Source organism: Paenibacillus daejeonensis DSM 15491 (assembly GCF_000378385.1).
Taxonomy (GTDB): domain Bacteria; phylum Bacillota; class Bacilli; order Paenibacillales; family Paenibacillaceae; genus Paenibacillus_D; species Paenibacillus_D daejeonensis.
In genome coordinates this window covers 91,074-107,486 of sequence record NZ_KB899669.1, presented here as the reverse complement: position 1 = coordinate 107,486, position 16,413 = coordinate 91,074, and the positions used below count along the sequence as shown (strand labels likewise).

Sequence of the window (16,413 nt, the reverse complement as noted above, 5' to 3'; positions counted from 1 at the left end):
ATTCAAGTAACATTGTGCACCTATTGGGGCGAATTCCCCGGCAGCGCCGCCATTCAAGTATCCTTTTACCCCTGGTTAGTCGCAATCCCCAACAAAGACGTCATTCAAGTAACCTTTTCCCCCTCATTAGTCCCATCTCCCAACCACGGCGCCATTCAAGTAACTTTTTACCCCTGGTTAGTCGCAATCCCCAACAAAGACGTCATCCAAGTAACCTTTTACCCCTCATTAGTCCCAACTCCCAACAACGGCGCCTTTCAAGTAACTTTTTACCTCTGGTTAGTCCCATTCCCAACCACCCCACCATTCAAGTAACCTTTTACCCCTGGTGAGGCGCAAGCCCGGTCAGCAGCGCAGTCTCAGGAGTACGCTGTGCACCTGAATACCGGCTCGCCTGAAAATGAAAAACAGCCGGCACGAAAACATGACGTTTTCGCACCAGCTTATAAGCAAGCCTTTTATCTCGCAGTCACCGCATAGCGTTCCCGAGCCTGCTCGGTGGCCGATACCATGTTGCGCAGGGCGAGGATGGTCTCTTCCTGACGACGCGTTTTGAGGCCGCAATCTGGATTGATCCAGAATTGGGCAGGGTCCAGGACGCGCAGCGCGCGGTCGATCATGCCCGTGATTTCCTCAACCGGCGGGATGCGCGGGCTATGGATGTCGAAGACGCCCAGGCCGATTCCTTTGTCATACGTATAGGCCTCAAAGCTCGACACCAGCTCACCGTGGCTGCGTGAGGTCTCGATCGAGATGACGTCTGCATCCAGTGCACTGATCGACTCAATGATGTCGTTGAACTCGCTGTAGCACATATGCGTGTGGATCTGCGTCTCATCCTTCACCGTGCAGGTCGCCAGACGGAACGCCTTGACCGCCCATTCGAGATAAGCGTCCCACTCGCTGCGCTTGAGCGGCAGCCCTTCGCGGAGTGCGGGCTCGTCGACCTGGATCATCCCGATGCCGGCCGCCTCCAGCGCCTCGACCTCCTCACGAAGTGCCAGCGCAATCTGGTTGGCCACTTCTTCGCGCGGCTTGTCATCGCGGACGAATGACCAGTTCAAAATAGTGATCGGTCCCGTCAGCATACCTTTCACTGGCGTCTTCGTCAGCGATTGCGCGTAGACAGTCTCAGCGACAGTCATCGGCCCTTCGAAGGCCACATCCCCGTAGATGACTGGCGGCTTCACGCAGCGCGAGCCATACGACTGCACCCAGCCGCCTGAAGTAAAGGCGAATCCGGCCAGCTTCTCACCAAAAAACTCCACCATATCGTTACGCTCAAACTCGCCATGCACGAACACATCGAGCCCCAGCTCCGTCTGAATCCCGATCCAGGTCCGGATCTGGTCCTTGATGAACGCCTCGTACTGCTCCTCGCTCCACTCGCCCTTGCGCCACTTCTGACGCGCACTGCGCACCTCCGTGGTCTGCGGGAAGCTGCCGATGGTCGTAGTCGGCAGAATCGGCAGCTGCCAGCGCTCCGCCTGAATACTGCGCCGCTGCTCGACACTCGCTACACGCGCTGAAGGCTGCTCCGCCAAACGCGCGATCCGCTCATGCACGTCCTTGCGCGCTCTCACCGGCGACGCAGCCAGCGCCTCACGGCTGCGCTTGGCTGCGGCGAGCTCACTTGCCACGCTGCTTGCTCCGCCTTCCGCTGCCTTGACCAACAGCGTCAGCTCCGCCAGCTTCTCACCGGCAAAGGCCAAGGCCGCCTGCAGCTCAGGCGCCAGCTTCTGCTCCCCGGCGGCGCTCACAGGCACGTGCAGCAGGCTGCAGGACGGCTGCACGAGGATCCGATCCGCGGCCACGAAGCGGCCAAGCGTCTCCAGCTGAGCCAGCTTGCTCTCCAGGTCCGCGCGCCAGATGCCTCTGCCGTCAATGACCCCGGCACCCAGCACCTTGTCTGCCGGGAAGCCATGCTCCGCGATTGCCTGCAGGTTCCGGCCCCCATCGTGAACGAAATCCAGCCCAACGCCCGCAACCGGCAGCGCCACAACCGCCTGATAATGATCCACAGACTGGAAGTACGTCTGCAGCAGCAACTTCACCCCAGGCGCCGCCTCGCGCAGCGTCTCATAGATCCGTTGCACCCGCTCCAGCTCCTCATCCGCCAGTGTCGTGGAGAGAATCGGCTCATCGATTTGAACCCACTGCACGCCCTCACGCTCCAGCTCCTGGAGAACCTGTGCGTACAATGGCAGCAACCGATCAATCCAGCCAGAGAGCTCTGCGTCTGTTGCGCCTTTGGAGAGCTTCAGGAAGGTATACAGTCCGACAAGAACGGGCCGACCTTCAATACCCAGCTCCGCCTTGGCCTCCCGGTACGCCGCCAGCGGGCGGTTCACGGTCAACTGCGGCTGTGCACTGCCCAGCTCTGGCACGATATAGTGGTAGTTGGTATTGAACCACTTGGTCATCGTGGATGCGGCAGCGTCCCTGTTGCCGCGAGCCATCGCATAGTACGTCGTCAGATCAACTTCACCGCCCTGGTAGATGAATCGCTCCGGTACAAGTCCGAACATCGTAGCCGTATCCAGGATGTGATCATAGTAGGTGAAATCTCCAACTGGAATGACATCCAGCCCGCTTTCCTGTTGAATCCGCAAATTGTTAAGGCGAATCTCCTTCAGTTTGCCGTGCAGATCAGCCTCTTCCAACTGTCCCGACCAATACGCCTCCAGCGCTTTTTTCCATTCCCGGTTGCCGCCGATCCGGGGATATCCCAAGTTTGCACTTTTCATAGTTATAATCGCTCCTGTTCGTGTAATGTCCTCTTGGCAAGAATCCAAAGAATCACTACTTGAACGATACCATGACTTCCCAGCTATAGCGTAACTCTTTAATGTTATAGCTGGTTATAGCCTGAAGCTATATCGAATCGTGCATAGGGTCTCTAACAGACTGAGAAAAAACGGACTGACACGCTACACGCCTTAGTCGTCCCCGAGTCCGCTGCCAGTCGATTCGCCGGAATCCCCGGGCTGCCCGATAACCTCATGTAGTGCTTCAACATAGGCAGTAGCCAGCTTGGATAGCGCAGCATTCTGGTGCGAGATCCAGCCCACATGAATGATTTCGTCACTAGCCAAGGGGACAGCTATAATCTCATTGCCATTGAGGTCACTGCTGACAACTCCGGTGGAAATCGTATACCCGTTCAGACCGATCAGCAGATTGAACAGCGTCGCCCGGTCGTTGACACGAATACTTTTCTTATGGGAGAGCGTACTGAGAATCTCTTCTGCAAAATGAAACGAATTATACTCCCCTTGTTCGAAGTATAAATACGGGTAGTCCTGTAGCTCGTCCAGCGTCACAATGGATTGGCGGGCGAGCGGATTGTTCGTACTGATGAAGATATGTGCCTTCGCTTTAAATAGACTGGTAAATGTCAGGTTGGCGTCGCGCAGCAGGCGGTTGATCACGTTCGCATTGAATTCATTGACATACAGAATGCCGATTTCACTGCGCTGGCTGCGCACATGCTCAATAATTTCGTGCGTCTTCGTCTCCATGAGCGCCAGCTCGTATTCATCCTGTCCGTAACGGTCAACAAGCTTCACGAACGCATTGACGGCGAAGGCATAATGGTGCGTCGATACCGAAAAATGCTGCGGCGACGGCTTGGCGTTCAGATAGCGATTCTCCAGCAGCTCTGCCTGCTCGATCACCTGCCTGGCGTAGCCAAGAAACTCCGCTCCGGCCTTGGAGAGCGAGATGCCTTTATTAGAGCGTTCGAATATCGTGATGCCCAAGCTTTGCTCCAGTTCACGGATCGCGTTGGATAGCGAGGGCTGCGAGATAAACAAGCGTTTGGCCGCCTCATTCATGGAGCCACGGTTAGCCACCTCGATTACATACCTCAACTGTTGCAGCGTCATGCGCCGTCCTCCTCATACGTTCGTTTTCTATCCACCAGCATACCACGAAGCAGCCGCACAGGCACATCATACTGGATTGCATCGCTCATCCGGGCGCACCAGCGCTCCTTTCTGCTGGCAGTTACCACCTCCCAGCCACTCCACTCTCACTAAAAAAATAACCCCCGCCAGGAATGTCTGACGGAGGTTCATAAGAGCCATTGCAGATCGTACACGTGCTTGCTGGATTAGCTGCGGTAAGCGGCGAGGGCTTCGTTCATTTCGCGCGTTTGTCCATAGACCTGCTGGTAAATGCTGAACAGGCCTTTGTACGCGAGGACCGCCTCAGGGTTCGGTTGGTACGAGGTACCGCGCTTCACGAACTGCTGCGCGCATGCCTCCAGGGAATCGAACCAGCCGCAGCCATAAGCTGCCAGCATCGCAGCGCCTAGTCCAGGCCCCTGCTCATTGGCCAGCGCAATGACCTCGCTGTCGAAGATGTCGGCTTGCATTTGCAGCCAGACCGGATTTTTCGCGCCACCGCCGATGGAAATGATCGCGTCCACCGTTTTGCCTGCCTCACGGAACATGTGAACCGACTCGTGCAGCGAGAAGGTAATCCCCTCCATGACCGCCCGTGCAAAATGAACCCGCCGGTGCGAGCCATCCATGCCAATGAAGCTGCCGCGAATCGTCGAATCGGCATGCGGCGTGCGCTCGCCTACCAAATACGGCGTAAACAGCAAGCCATTCGCGCCTGGCGCTACATCGCCAACACCAGCGAGCAGCTCATCGTACGACTCCTCAGCCGCAAACGTCTTCTTGAACCAGCTAAGCGAATAGCCGGCGCCCAGCGTGACCCCCATCGCATAGAACGAATCTTCCTTGCCATGGTTGAAGAAATGTACCTTGCCTTGGAAATCTCGGTCCTTGTCATTCTCGTAGGATAGGATAACGCCTGAAGTACCGATACTGCACAGGGTCAGCCCTTCGGAAAGAATGCCTGCGCCGATCGCGCCACAAGCGTTGTCGGCGCCGCCAGCGAACACCTTGGTCGATGGTTGCAGGCCGCTGCGCTCCGCCGCCTCCGGCAGCAGTGTCCCTACCAGGCCATGCGACTCAACGAGCGGCGGACAGAACGAAGCAGGCAGCTCGAATGCCTCCAAGACGTCAGCACTCCACTGCTTGCCTGCAACGTCCAGCATCAGCGTACCGGCTGCATCCGAGTAATCCATGTGGAGCTCGCCAGTTAGCCGGTAGCGCACATAATCTTTGGGCAGCAGGAACAATTGCGCCTGCTCGAACACCTCAGGCTCCTGCTGCTTGACCCACAGAATCTTCGGCAGCGTGAAGCCTTCCAGCGCCGGATTGCGCGTGACCGTCAGCAGCTTGTCGCCCAACGTTTGCTCAATTTCGCGACATTGCGCAGTCGTGCGCGTGTCGTTCCAGAGAATGGCACGCCGCAGCGGCTGGTTGTCCGCACCCAGCAGTACCAGACCGTGCATTTGGCCGGAGAAGCTGATCCCCTCGATCGCCTTGGCATCAATGCCCTCCTGGGCTACCAGCGCGTCGATCGCGGACAGCGTTCCATTCACCCAATCCTCGGGGTCCTGCTCACTCCAGCTGGAGTGGTCATGGTACAGTGGATATTCCTGCGAAGCCTCTGCACGCACCTGACCCTCGCGGTCCACGAGCAACGCCTTGACAGCGCTTGTACCCAGATCGATCCCTATGACATAGCTCATCGTCCAAGCCCCTTTCTTATCCGTATCGTTGGTTCCCGACGCAGAGGCTGGCCACCTGCCAGCCCCAGGACGGGCAAAAGCTACCCCAGGCAAAAAGCCCGGGGCAGCATGACGAAATTAACTTAATAGTGCGTGCCTTTTGAACAACGATTATACGCTGAAAATGTACTCGCTCAGCTTGAGCTTGATACGCTCTTGGCGGCCGGATTCGTTTTTAATTGGGTTGTTTTGCAGCGCGTAGGCTTCCAGCGATTGCAGTGTCGCTTTGCCAGCGAGAACTTCAGCGCCGATACCTTCGGAGAAGCTGCGGTAGCGATTCTCAAGAATACCCTCGAAGAAGTTGTCCTCGATCATCTTGCCTGCAGCCTTCAAGCCCCAAGCGAAGCTGTCCATACCAGCGATATGCGCCAGGAACAAGTCTTCCACTTCGAAGGATCCACGACGAACCTTAGCATCAAAGTTCACGCCGCCACGGCCGATACCGCCTGCGCGCAGTACTTCATACATGGTAAGAGTCGTAGCGTACAGATCTGTTGGGAATTCGTCCGTATCCCAGCCCAGCAGCAAGTCGCCTTGGTTGGCATCGAGCGAGCCCAGCATGTTGTTGATCCCTGCGACGCGGATTTCATGCTCGAACGTGTGACCAGCCAGTGTCGCATGGTTAGCTTCCAGGTTGAGCTTGAAATGGTTTTGCAGGTCATATTTTTGCAGGAACGAAATCGTCGTTGCCGCGTCAAAGTCATATTGATGCTTGGATGGCTCTTTTGGCTTCGGCTCGATCAGGAACTGAGCGTCGAATCCGATTTCTTTGGCATAGGCAATCGCCATATGGTACAGACGCGCCAGGTTGTCCAGCTCAAGTCCCAGATCGGTATTCAGCAGCGTTTCGTAGCCTTCGCGGCCGCCCCAGAACACATAGTTTTCTGCGCCCAGACGCTTACCGACTTCCAGACCTTTCTTCACTTGTGCTGCAGCATACGCATACACGTCAGCGTTAGGAGCCGTACCTGCACCATGGGTGAAGCGCGGGTTGGTGAACATGTTGGCTGTATTCCACAGCAGCTTGGCGCCGCTGGATTTCATCCCTTGCTCGAGCAGGTCGACAATGACGTCCAGATTCTTGTTCGTTTCCTGCAGCGTCTCGCCTTCTGGCGCGATATCGCGGTCATGGAAGCAGTAGTACGGTACGCCGATTTTCTCCAGGAATTCGAAGTTCGCTTCTACGCGAGCCTTTGCTTTGTCCATTGGAGACAGATGATCCCAAGCACGTACAGCCGTACCCGCACCGAACGGGTCGGAGCCGTCACCGGTAAATGTATGCCAGTAAGCAACTGCAAAACGAAGATGTTCGCTCATTTTTTTGCCGAGCACGACTTCATCCGGGTTGTAATGTTTGAATGCAAACGGATTGTCAGAGCCCTTGCCCTCGAACTGAATCTTGTCAATGTTGCCGAAATAACTCATAGCGGAAATAGCCTCCTTGAATTAAAAAAGTTGAATGAATCGCAGCGCGTGAAAACGCTCTTAGCTCTTATAATAACATCCCCAAACTTAGTTTGTCTATTAAACTAACAAAGAATATGCTAAAATAATTACATTACCCACCTACTTACGAAATAATCACTATTTGATATTTTAGAATAAGTGCCGGAGAGGCACGGAATCGAATCTGGTCAACGCTTTCTGAAAGAAAGCGACTTCGGAAGCATAAGCTGCGAAGCGCTCGCCTTTGTCCCCGGATTTCAACCGCTAGGGCGGTTAGAAATTCAAGAAATCCGGGGACAACAGCGATCGGAAGATCGATCCGTGACCGTAGGCATTCTATATTCAACAGGCTGATTATAAAGATGGAGGCCCGCACATTCGTCATGAAGAAACCAACCGGAGATCTCGCCTTAATCAAAAAAATGAATACCGCGATCGTGCTGGACGCCATCGTCAAAAAAGCGCCTCTTTCGCGTGCCAATATATCCGAACTGACCGGACTCAACAAAGCCACGGTCTCCAGCCTCGTCCAGGATTTGATTGACGCCAATCTCGTTCTGGAGATCGGAATGGGTCAATCCAGCGGCGGCCGCAAGCCGGTCATGCTCATCTTCAACCGGACGGCCGGCTATGCCGTCGGGATCGACCTGGGGGTTAATTACATTCGCGGCGTCCTAACTGACCTGGAGGGCGGCGTCATCTTCGAAGCAGAGGTTGCGCTCCATCGCCACGCCCTGGAGCATGTCTTGCCCGAGCTCTACCGTCTCATCGAATCGCTCATGGCGCAGTCTCCGGAGTCACCGTACGGCGTGGTCGGCATTGGTATCGGTGTGCCAGGCATCGTCGACGAGTCGGGCACGATCCTCTTCGCCCCGAACCTGAAATGGAAGCAAGTCGAGCTGGAACACCTCGTATCCGACCGCTACGACCTTCCCGTCTTCATCGACAATGAAGCGAATGCCGGCGCCCAAGGGGAGCAGAAATACGGGGCTGGACGGGGCATTGCCCACCAGATCTACGTCAGTGTCGGGATCGGGATTGGCACGGGTATCATCTTGAACAAGGAGCTGTACAAGGGGGCATCGGGCTTCTCCGGCGAGCTCGGCCATCTCTCCATTGACCTGGCTGGCAAGCCTTGCAGCTGCGGCAATCTCGGCTGCTGGGAGCTGTACGCCTCAGAGCATGCTCTGCTGGAGATGGCTGCACCATTGGGCTACGGCAGCCTGCGGGAATTAATCCAGGCTGCGGATCAAGGGGACGAGGCCGCGCAGGAGCTGTTTCGCCGGATTGGTGCGGATCTGGGGGTCGGTCTGGCCAACGTTGTTAATGTGTTCAACCCCGAAGTGGTCATTATCGGTAATCGCATGAGTCTGGCCCAGCGCTGGATCGAGGATAGCGTCCGGGATACCGTGACGAAGCGGACCCTTTCGTACCACCGCAAGGAGCTGCGCATCCTGTTCGCCGAGCTCGGAGAGCAATCCGCCGTTCGGGGTGCAGCCTACTATGCGATTCACCAGTTCTTTCACCGGGTGAAGGGCGGCGCGTAAAGCGTCGTTCTGGATGCGGTGGCTTGTATGGCGTAATCCCCTCCCTACTCTCGTACTCCTCTACTGCTACTCTCGAAGGCCGTCCATGGTCTATAACCTGACTTTTCCGCTTTACCGCCCCACTAGCTGCTCGACCCTTCGTCCTCTGCCCCTCTGTCCATGTATTTACGAAAACCCTTACATCACGTATGATAGCCTCAAGATTCTTCCCCCCTTACTCCTGTGAACCTTGAAAGGAAGGACGTGGACTATGAATTCAAGAGCGCTGCGCATCGTCATTGCCGACGATGAACTGCCGTTGCGGGAAGAGCTACGCCTGCTGCCCTGGGCTGACTACCATGCCTCACTGGTCGGCGAAGCCAGCAACGGTCAAGAGGCGCTGGAGCTCTGCTCTAGCCAGCAACCCGATGTGTTGATTACGGATATTACTATGCCTGTGATGGACGGAATTACCCTGGTCCGCGAGTTGAAGGTCTATAGTCCCCAGACACAAATCATCCTTCTCACCTGCCACAGCGATTTTCACTATGTGCAGGATGCGCTGCGTCTGGGGGCGCTTGCCTACATCCTCAAGGTATCCCTTGATGACGGTGAACTCTGCGAAGCGCTGGACAAGGCACGTGAAGCCATCACCGCCGCAACGCTCACCCGCCGCTCCATTCGTTCCGAGCAAAGCTCCAGACTGGCAGCGCTATTAACGAGACTTCTGCAAGGCGAACCCCTGGATCATACGGACTGGCAGGCGTTCCCCTTGGAGGCGGGACCTTACCGAGTAGTCCAGTTGTGCCTCCTTACTGAAGAAGCCCCAGCACTCACCGTTCGCGAGAGCTTGGAGCAGTGGCTGGTTCAGGATGAGCACCCTCCGCGTGGGTCGACGGCTTGGGCTGCTGTCAGCGAGACGGAAATATACGGCGTCATTCACGAGGAAGCCTCCCCTGATCTCTGGCTGGAAGATACCTTGCCAGACATCGTGGCAAAGCTCCGGCACCAGCTCCAGCTTCGCCATCCTGCAGACAGCGGTTTCCCGGCCATCTGCGCTGTGGTCAGCGAGCCGCTGGCATCCCCGGGCATGCTGACAGCTGCGCTGGAGGTGTGCAAGCAGTGGAGACTGGCCTTGTTCTATGATGGGGCGGATGAACAAACTGTACACCGCGGCTCCCCCCGCCCCCTTCAGCCGCTGAGCGAACCGCTTGCCAGGGAACTGCAAGAGCTGCTCCGCACAGCTGGCCCCACCCCAGACCATCGATGCGCCTGTCTGTCTGGCGAATTCCAGCGCCGCTGCGACGAGGCGCGTCCGGAGCCGTCCCAGCTCAAGCAGCAGTTGGTCATGTGGCACATGGACTGGCTGCGTCAGCAGGAGGCTTCGGCTGAGAGCATAGACAGCCTGAGTCTGACTGCGCTTATGGATGCCAAGACCCTCGTGCAGCTCATCCGTCTTCTCATTCAGAGCATCCTCCGCGCAGACCAGGCCAGGCAACGCTGCCGCCTGGAAGTACGCGAAGCTATGGCCTATATCCGCGAACAACTGCATGAACCGCTAACTCTGCCATCCATCGCGGCCCATGTCGGTCTTAGCACACACCATCTCAGTCGGCTGTTCCGTGAAGAGACAGGCAGCACGGTGGGTGAGACCTTAACCCGTCTTCGCATGGAAAAGGCAGCCGAGCTGCTCACCCAGACTAACCTGAAGGTATACGAGGTCGCCGACCGCGTCGGCATTCCGAGCTATCGTTATTTTACTCAGCTGTTCCGCAAGTGGACTGGCGTCCCGCCCACCGATTACAAACGCCACAGCTGAATCACGCAGCCCATGGAGGGGATATTCCATGTCCAAATGGTTCCACTGGTATAGCAGCCTCGGCCTGGCTACCAAACAATTCATCTACCTGTTTATTGTCACCTTAGCGCTGGTGATGGTGCTAGCTTGGCGCAATCTTCACGAGGCCGAGAGTCTGCTCCGCAATCAGGTGGTACGCGACGCCGAGCTGCTGCTCAGCCGCACCAATCAGTACATCGACGCCAATCTCGACAACGTAGAGAATATGCTGCTGCTGCTCTCCACACAGCCCCAACTGCTTCAGGAGGGGAACGAGGCCCTTGCTTTTGATACGCTCCGCCAATTTGCCAGCCACAATAACTCCATCGCCCAGTCGCTCTACCTGATTCGCTCGGATGGCAAGGTGCTCTCCAATGCCCAAGTCTACTACGACATTATCGGCAACCCGCATCTTCCCGGGCTCTATGATCTCGCGCTTCAGAACTACGGGGCCATTAATGTGAGCGAACCCTACTACTCTCCCATGTCCGGTCATACGCTCGCCTATGTCCTCCCGATTACCGATCTGAACAAACACATCCAGGGTGTCGTCGCAGCCGAAGTCAACGTCTCGCTGCTCAGTGAACGCATCTCGCCAATGATCTACCAGTCCTATGCTCTCTTTACGAGACAAGGCAATCTGATCAACCGGCTCAACTCACGCGACCCGATCCTGCCGCTGCGCGAGGGGGTCTTCCCGCCGGTCATGCAAGACAGCTTCCAAGCGCAGCTTCCCGAGCTATCCGTTGGCATCAGCTCGCTCGAAGGCCGTGCCGGCAAGCCGCTGGTCGCGGTACGCTCCGCGCCTAACCGGCTCGGCTGGTCACTGGCAGCGTTTATCGAGGAGGATTATTTCTACCAGGATCTGCAGCAGCTCAATCATAACTACCGGACCGCCTCGTTAATCTGGGTCGTTGTCCTGCTGCTCAGCGCTTATCTGCTGACCCGCTCCTTCACTCGCCCGATCCGCCGCTTCGTAGAGAAAATGGACCGTGTGGACGATGTCCAGGTCGTTGCCAAGCTGCCGGTCACCCGCCACGATGAGATCGGTCGGCTGACCAGGAGCTATAATGCCATGCTGGAGCGCATCCAGATTCTGCTCCACAAGACCCGAACCGCCGAGGAGCAGAAGAAAGAATACGAGCTCAAGATGCTGCGCAGCCAGATCGCCCCTCATTTTCTGTTCAATACGCTGGCCTGTATTAGCAGTCTGGCCAAACAACAGAGAACCTCGGAAGTGCGGGAGACGATCCGCTCGCTCGTCAAGCTGCTCAGCTTCAGCTTCGACCGGCAGTCCGAATATGTATCACTCGCGGAGGAACTGGAAGGGCTGCGCATGTATATGCATATCCAGCAAGTGCGTTACGGTGAGCAATACCAGTACGAGGAAGCGATTCATTCCGAGCTGCTCTCTTGCCGGGTTCTCAAGCTGACACTTCAGCCCTTGGTGGAGAACGCCTTGTTCCACGGTCTCACGCCGCAGCAGGGCGGCCAGATTACAATCAGCGGCGAACTGACAGGGCGCCGGCTGCGGCTCTATGTCCGTGACAACGGAATCGGTATGGATGCCATTACCCGAGAGGGACTTGTCTTCAATACAGACGAGACGCCCGGGAGCAGCGGTCCACTGGAGAACAGCGGCAGCCGCCAGCCGTTCCGGTTCACAGGCATCGGCCTGCGCAATGTTCATGAGCGTATCCGAATCCACCACGGCGAACACTATGGCCTGCGGATTGGCAGCCGCCCTGGCATCGGCACGATTATCCGGCTGGATTTCCCCTTGCTGACAGAAACCGAGGAACAGACTGGCTCGCATCCTTGACCTGCTTTCCGTTCGAATTTGATACACTTTTTACGTTTTTGTGCATATCGGCCCTTCCGAATCCTTCGTATAATAAGAATCAACAAATGGAAGCGCATTCAATTATGGTGTGCACGCCGAATGGATTGCGCTTCTAGGTGTAAGGAGGGATTCTATGCAGACCCCGGGACTAGCCGATGCTTCCAGCCTCCAGCCGTCCCGCTGGCAGACAACCGCCAAGACGTTATGGCGTTTCCGGGCTTTCTATCTGATGCTGCTGCCTGGCATCGTGTATTTTGTCATCTTCCGTTACTTTCCGATGTATGGGGTTATCATTGCCTTCAAGGATTTTGCCATCATGGAGGGGATCACAGGCAGCCCCTGGATCAACCCGTGGTACAAACACTTTCAAGATTTCTATCAATCACCTTACTTTGGCCAACTGATGACCAACACGCTGCTGATCAGCCTCTACAAGCTGGTATGGGGCACACTGCCGCCGATCCTGCTGGCATTGCTGCTCAATGAATGCCGGCTCCGCTGGCTCAAGTCGTTTGTACAGACGCTCACGTACATGCCCCATTTTCTCTCCTGGGTGATCATCTTCGGCATTCTGCTGTCGTTGTTCTCGCAGAATGGCGGCTTGATCAACCGCTGGATCGTTGAGTCGGGCGGCAGCTCTATCCCGTTCCTGACCTCGACGGACTATTTTCGCAGCATTCTGGTAGGCTCGGAGGTCTGGCAGAATCTTGGCTGGGGAGCCATCATCTATCTGGCCGCCATGTCTGGCATTGATCCCACCCTCTATGAAGCTGCCAAGGTGGATGGGGCCACCCGGCTGCGGATGATCTGGCATATTACACTTCCGGGTATTCGCAGTATCATCATCCTGCTGTTCATTCTGAAGCTTGGGCATCTGCTCGACGCAGGCTTTGACCAAATCTATATCCTCTACAACATTCAAGTGTACCCGGTCGCCGACATTCTCGATACGTGGGTGTACCGTACCGGTCTGCAGCAAATGAATTTCAGTCTGGCCTCTGCCGTCGGACTGTTCAAATCCTCAATCGGTCTCCTTCTGGTGCTCGGCGCCAACGGGTTGGCTAAGCGATGGGGGGAGGGCATATGGTAAGAGGCCTGGATGACAAGCTGTTTAACACCTTCGTCTACATCATCCTGGGACTATGCGGCCTGGCTGCTGTGCTGCCAATCCTGTATGTGGTTTCCGTCTCGATTACACCCTTCGGCGAGGTGCTGCGCAACGGCGGCTTCATCTTATTCCCTCGGGAAATTACGTTCTCGGCCTACAAGACGCTGCTAACGGAATCGAACATCCCGCGCGCCTTTCAGGTCACGATCTTTATTACGGTCGTCGGCACTGCCGTCAACCTTGTGCTGACTGCACTGATGGCCTATCCGCTCAGCCGCAAAAACTTGCCGGGACGCCATCTGTTTCTGCTCATGATCGTCTTCACCCTGCTCTTCAGCGGCGGGATCATCCCGACCTATCTGATCGTCAAGTCCATGGGACTGCTGGACAGCGTCTGGGCCATGATTCTTCCGAATGCCGTGTGGAGCTTCAATGTCCTCATTATGAAAAGCTTCTTCGAAGGCCTGCCCGAGGAGCTGTTCGAATCCGCACGGATGGACGGTGCCAAGGAATTCCGGATTCTACTGCAGATTGTGACGCCGCTCTCGGTGCCGGTGCTGCTGACCGTGGGCTTGTTCTATCTGGTCGGTCACTGGAACGAGTTCTTCCAGGCCATCTTCTACGTCACCGACAGGACGCTCTTCCCGCTCCAGGTAGTGGTGCGTGAGATTCTGATGCAGAGCCAGCAGCCGCTGGAGAACGCTGAGAACATGATGCCGACTCAGACGATGCAGATGGCCTCCGTCATGCTCGCGTCACTGCCGGTCATCGTCATCTATCCGTTCCTGCAGAAGCACTTTACCAAGGGCATGCTGCTCGGTTCCATCAAGGGGTAACCGCTGTTTTACAGACTTCTATTAATAGGCGTGAAAGGGGATCAGCTATATGCAACAATCAAATCGTGTCCATCGTACCGGAAAACGTGCGAGAAGCTGGACCGCACTCCTCCTCATGACCGCTCTGCTCGCAGGTTGTGCCGGTGGAAATGACGGCAGCGGCGGAGCGCCTGTGAATGAAAATAATACACCGCCTCAGGCCAGCAGCACTGCGAATCAAAAACCGATCAAGCTGGAGATTATCGAAAGCGGCAACAACCTGCCTTCGCCCGACAAGGATCAGATCAAGCAGGAGCTCGACAAGGCGCTCAACATCGATCTGTCGCTTACGGTGTATCCGTCCGGCGACGATTACAGCAACCAATTGAATGTGCGGATGGCGTCGGGCAACTTTCCGGATCTGTTCATGATCAACCGGCAGCAATTGCTTCAATTCTCCAAGCAAGGGCTGCTGCTCGATCTGACTCCATATCTCGACCAGCTGCAACAGACAGTGGACTTCATAGGCGAGGATAGTCTCAAGAAAGGCATCGTCGGCAACAACGTGTATGCGATCTCCAAATCGCCGCAGGTGCCATACAATACGTACTTTATTCGCAAGGACTGGCTGGATGCGCTCGGGTTGGAGGTGCCACAGACAATTGAAGAGCTGTCCGCCGTCGCCCAGGCCTTCACAACCGGTGATCCCGACGGCAACGGCAAGCCGGATACGCTGGGGCTGACCGGGGGCAAGCTGGGCGCCTTCGCGCCGGTATTCGGCAGCTATGGGGTCGGTATGCCCGGCAACTTCTACGAGAAGGACGGTACAGTCGTCAACTCTCTGTATGACCCGGCGATGCGGGAAGCGCTGGCCTTCATCCGCGATATGATCAGCACTGGCGCGGTAGACCCCGAGCTGCTCGCCAACAGCGGCCTCCAGCATCAGGAGAAGGCCATCAAGGGGCAAGCCGGTATTATCTACATCGATTGGCCCAATATGACCAAGGAGCAGTTCGTTGAGCAGATTCAGACCGTTAATCCGAATGCAGAGTGGATCCAGATCGAAGCACCCGAAGGCCCGGCTGGACGCTACGATGGAGCATGGGACATTGGTGCCAGCCCCGGACGATACGCGATTCCCAAGGCGCTGGAAAAACAGCCGGAGAAGCTGCAGCGCGTGTTTGACCTGCTGAACTACGTCTCAGACCCGGACGGCGGCTCAATGCTCGTCCAATTCGGAGTCGAGGATGTCCACTATACGCTCGAGGGCGGCGTCCCTCAGATGACAGAGCAGTCGGGCGATGTCGGTCATTCCTGGCTGTACCAGTTCACCGGGCGGCCCGAGATGGACTATCTTCAGGCCAAATTCGCTGCCCAGTCGGATTACATTACCTTTGCTGCAGACCAGCCCCGCATTGAGGTGCTGGACGGCTTCATCGATAACCCGGACGGCTTCAATCAAGCAGACGCCACCCGTTACATCGAGGAGGAGCTGGCCAAGTTCGTCTATAGCAAGCGTCCACTAGACGAATACGATGATTTCCTCCAGACGCTGGAAACGTCGATGAATTATAGCACCTTTGTCGATTCCGCCATGACTCAACTGCAAGAGCTCGGCTTCGGCTCCTAACGACGAGACACGTCAATAAGCCCCGTCTGCAGGCGACCTGCACACGGGGCTTGACTTGAATGAATGGGATCGCAAGGCAGCAGCTTAGTTCTTTATCTGATAACTATAATGCAAAAACGCTTCATCCCGCTCATAGCCGAGCGACTCGTACAAGCGTTGAGCGGTGTAATTGTCCTTGGCTGTCGAGAGCCCCAACCCCTTGGCGCCAGTCTGCTCGGCATATACGCGGGCCGCTTCCATCAGCTGCCTGGCAACGCCACGCTGCCGGAACGCCTCATCAACGTACAAGTCATTCAAGATCCAGGTACTACGCATGGAAATCGATGAGAACGAAGGGTACAGCTGCACAAAGCCGGCCACCTGCTCCCCCTCCTGTGCTACAGCCATCAGAATGACAGACTCGCCCTGTTCCGTGCGCGCCTGCAAATAGGCAGCGGCTCCCTCCACATTCGAAGCTTGACCATAGAACATCCGATACCGGTCAAACAAAGGCGCCACCACCGGAATGTCCGCCAGGCTTGCCTGCCTCACATTGCTTTGTCCGCTCATTGCATCCCC

General features: G+C 56.4%; 12 protein-coding genes. 7 read left to right on the top strand and 5 right to left on the bottom strand.

The window, feature by feature from the left end:
- A partial coding sequence (locus tag F556_RS38635) for a hypothetical protein (RefSeq protein ID WP_211222635.1) occupies positions 1-315 on the top strand: 315 nt, incomplete at its 5' end.
- A gap of 143 nt (positions 316-458) precedes the next feature.
- On the opposite strand, the gene metE is transcribed toward F556_RS38635, so the two are convergent.
- The 4 genes from metE to xylA all read right to left on the bottom strand — a co-directional run bounded on the left by metE (position 459) and on the right by xylA (position 7,075).
- Positions 459-2,747, bottom strand: coding sequence for a 5-methyltetrahydropteroyltriglutamate--homocysteine S-methyltransferase (gene metE, locus F556_RS0124555; protein WP_020619657.1), 2,289 nt, complete (start codon positions 2,745-2,747; stop codon positions 459-461).
- A gap of 192 nt (positions 2,748-2,939) precedes the next feature.
- On the bottom strand, positions 2,940-3,887 hold the full coding sequence (locus F556_RS35100; protein ID WP_020619656.1) for a LysR family transcriptional regulator: 948 nt from the start codon (positions 3,885-3,887) through the stop codon (positions 2,940-2,942).
- A 227-nt stretch (positions 3,888-4,114) separates the two neighbouring features.
- Positions 4,115-5,611: a xylulokinase gene (xylB, locus tag F556_RS0124540; RefSeq protein WP_020619654.1), complete on the bottom strand. Its 1,497-nt coding sequence runs from the start codon at positions 5,609-5,611 to the stop codon at positions 4,115-4,117.
- 150 nt (positions 5,612-5,761) lie between these two features.
- Positions 5,762-7,075 (bottom strand): xylose isomerase, encoded by a 1,314-nt coding sequence (gene xylA, locus F556_RS0124535; RefSeq protein WP_020619653.1) that lies wholly within the window; start codon positions 7,073-7,075, stop codon positions 5,762-5,764.
- Positions 7,076-7,479: 404 nt separating this feature from the next.
- On the opposite strand from xylA, the gene F556_RS0124530 reads away from it, so the two are divergent.
- The 6 genes from F556_RS0124530 (at position 7,480) to F556_RS0124505 (ending at position 15,855) form a co-directional block, all read left to right on the top strand.
- Entirely contained in the window at positions 7,480-8,643 is a 1,164-nt protein-coding gene (locus F556_RS0124530; protein ID WP_020619652.1) for an ROK family transcriptional regulator, read from the top strand.
- A 250-nt stretch (positions 8,644-8,893) separates the two neighbouring features.
- Positions 8,894-10,441: a response regulator gene (locus tag F556_RS0124525; RefSeq protein WP_020619651.1), complete on the top strand. Its 1,548-nt coding sequence runs from the start codon at positions 8,894-8,896 to the stop codon at positions 10,439-10,441.
- A gap of 28 nt (positions 10,442-10,469) precedes the next feature.
- Positions 10,470-12,281: a sensor histidine kinase gene (locus tag F556_RS0124520; protein ID WP_020619650.1), complete on the top strand. Its 1,812-nt coding sequence runs from the start codon at positions 10,470-10,472 to the stop codon at positions 12,279-12,281.
- A gap of 154 nt (positions 12,282-12,435) precedes the next feature.
- Positions 12,436-13,392 carry an ABC transporter permease gene (locus tag F556_RS0124515; protein WP_020619649.1) on the top strand — a complete coding sequence of 319 codons (957 nt, stop codon included), beginning with the start codon at positions 12,436-12,438 and terminating at the stop codon, positions 13,390-13,392.
- Complete coding sequence (locus F556_RS0124510; protein ID WP_020619648.1) at positions 13,386-14,246, top strand: carbohydrate ABC transporter permease; 861 nt, start codon at positions 13,386-13,388, stop codon at positions 14,244-14,246. The genes F556_RS0124515 and F556_RS0124510 overlap by 7 nt, the downstream gene beginning before the upstream one ends.
- 49 nt (positions 14,247-14,295) lie before the next feature.
- On the top strand, positions 14,296-15,855 hold the full coding sequence (locus F556_RS0124505; protein WP_020619647.1) for an extracellular solute-binding protein: 1,560 nt from the start codon (positions 14,296-14,298) through the stop codon (positions 15,853-15,855).
- 84 nt (positions 15,856-15,939) lie between these two features.
- On the opposite strand, the gene F556_RS0124500 is transcribed toward F556_RS0124505, so the two are convergent.
- The gene (locus F556_RS0124500; protein ID WP_020619646.1) at positions 15,940-16,404 is read right to left on the bottom strand and encodes a GNAT family N-acetyltransferase; all 465 of its coding nucleotides are present in this window, start codon (positions 16,402-16,404) and stop codon (positions 15,940-15,942) included.
- Positions 16,405-16,413: the final 9 nt, after the last annotated feature.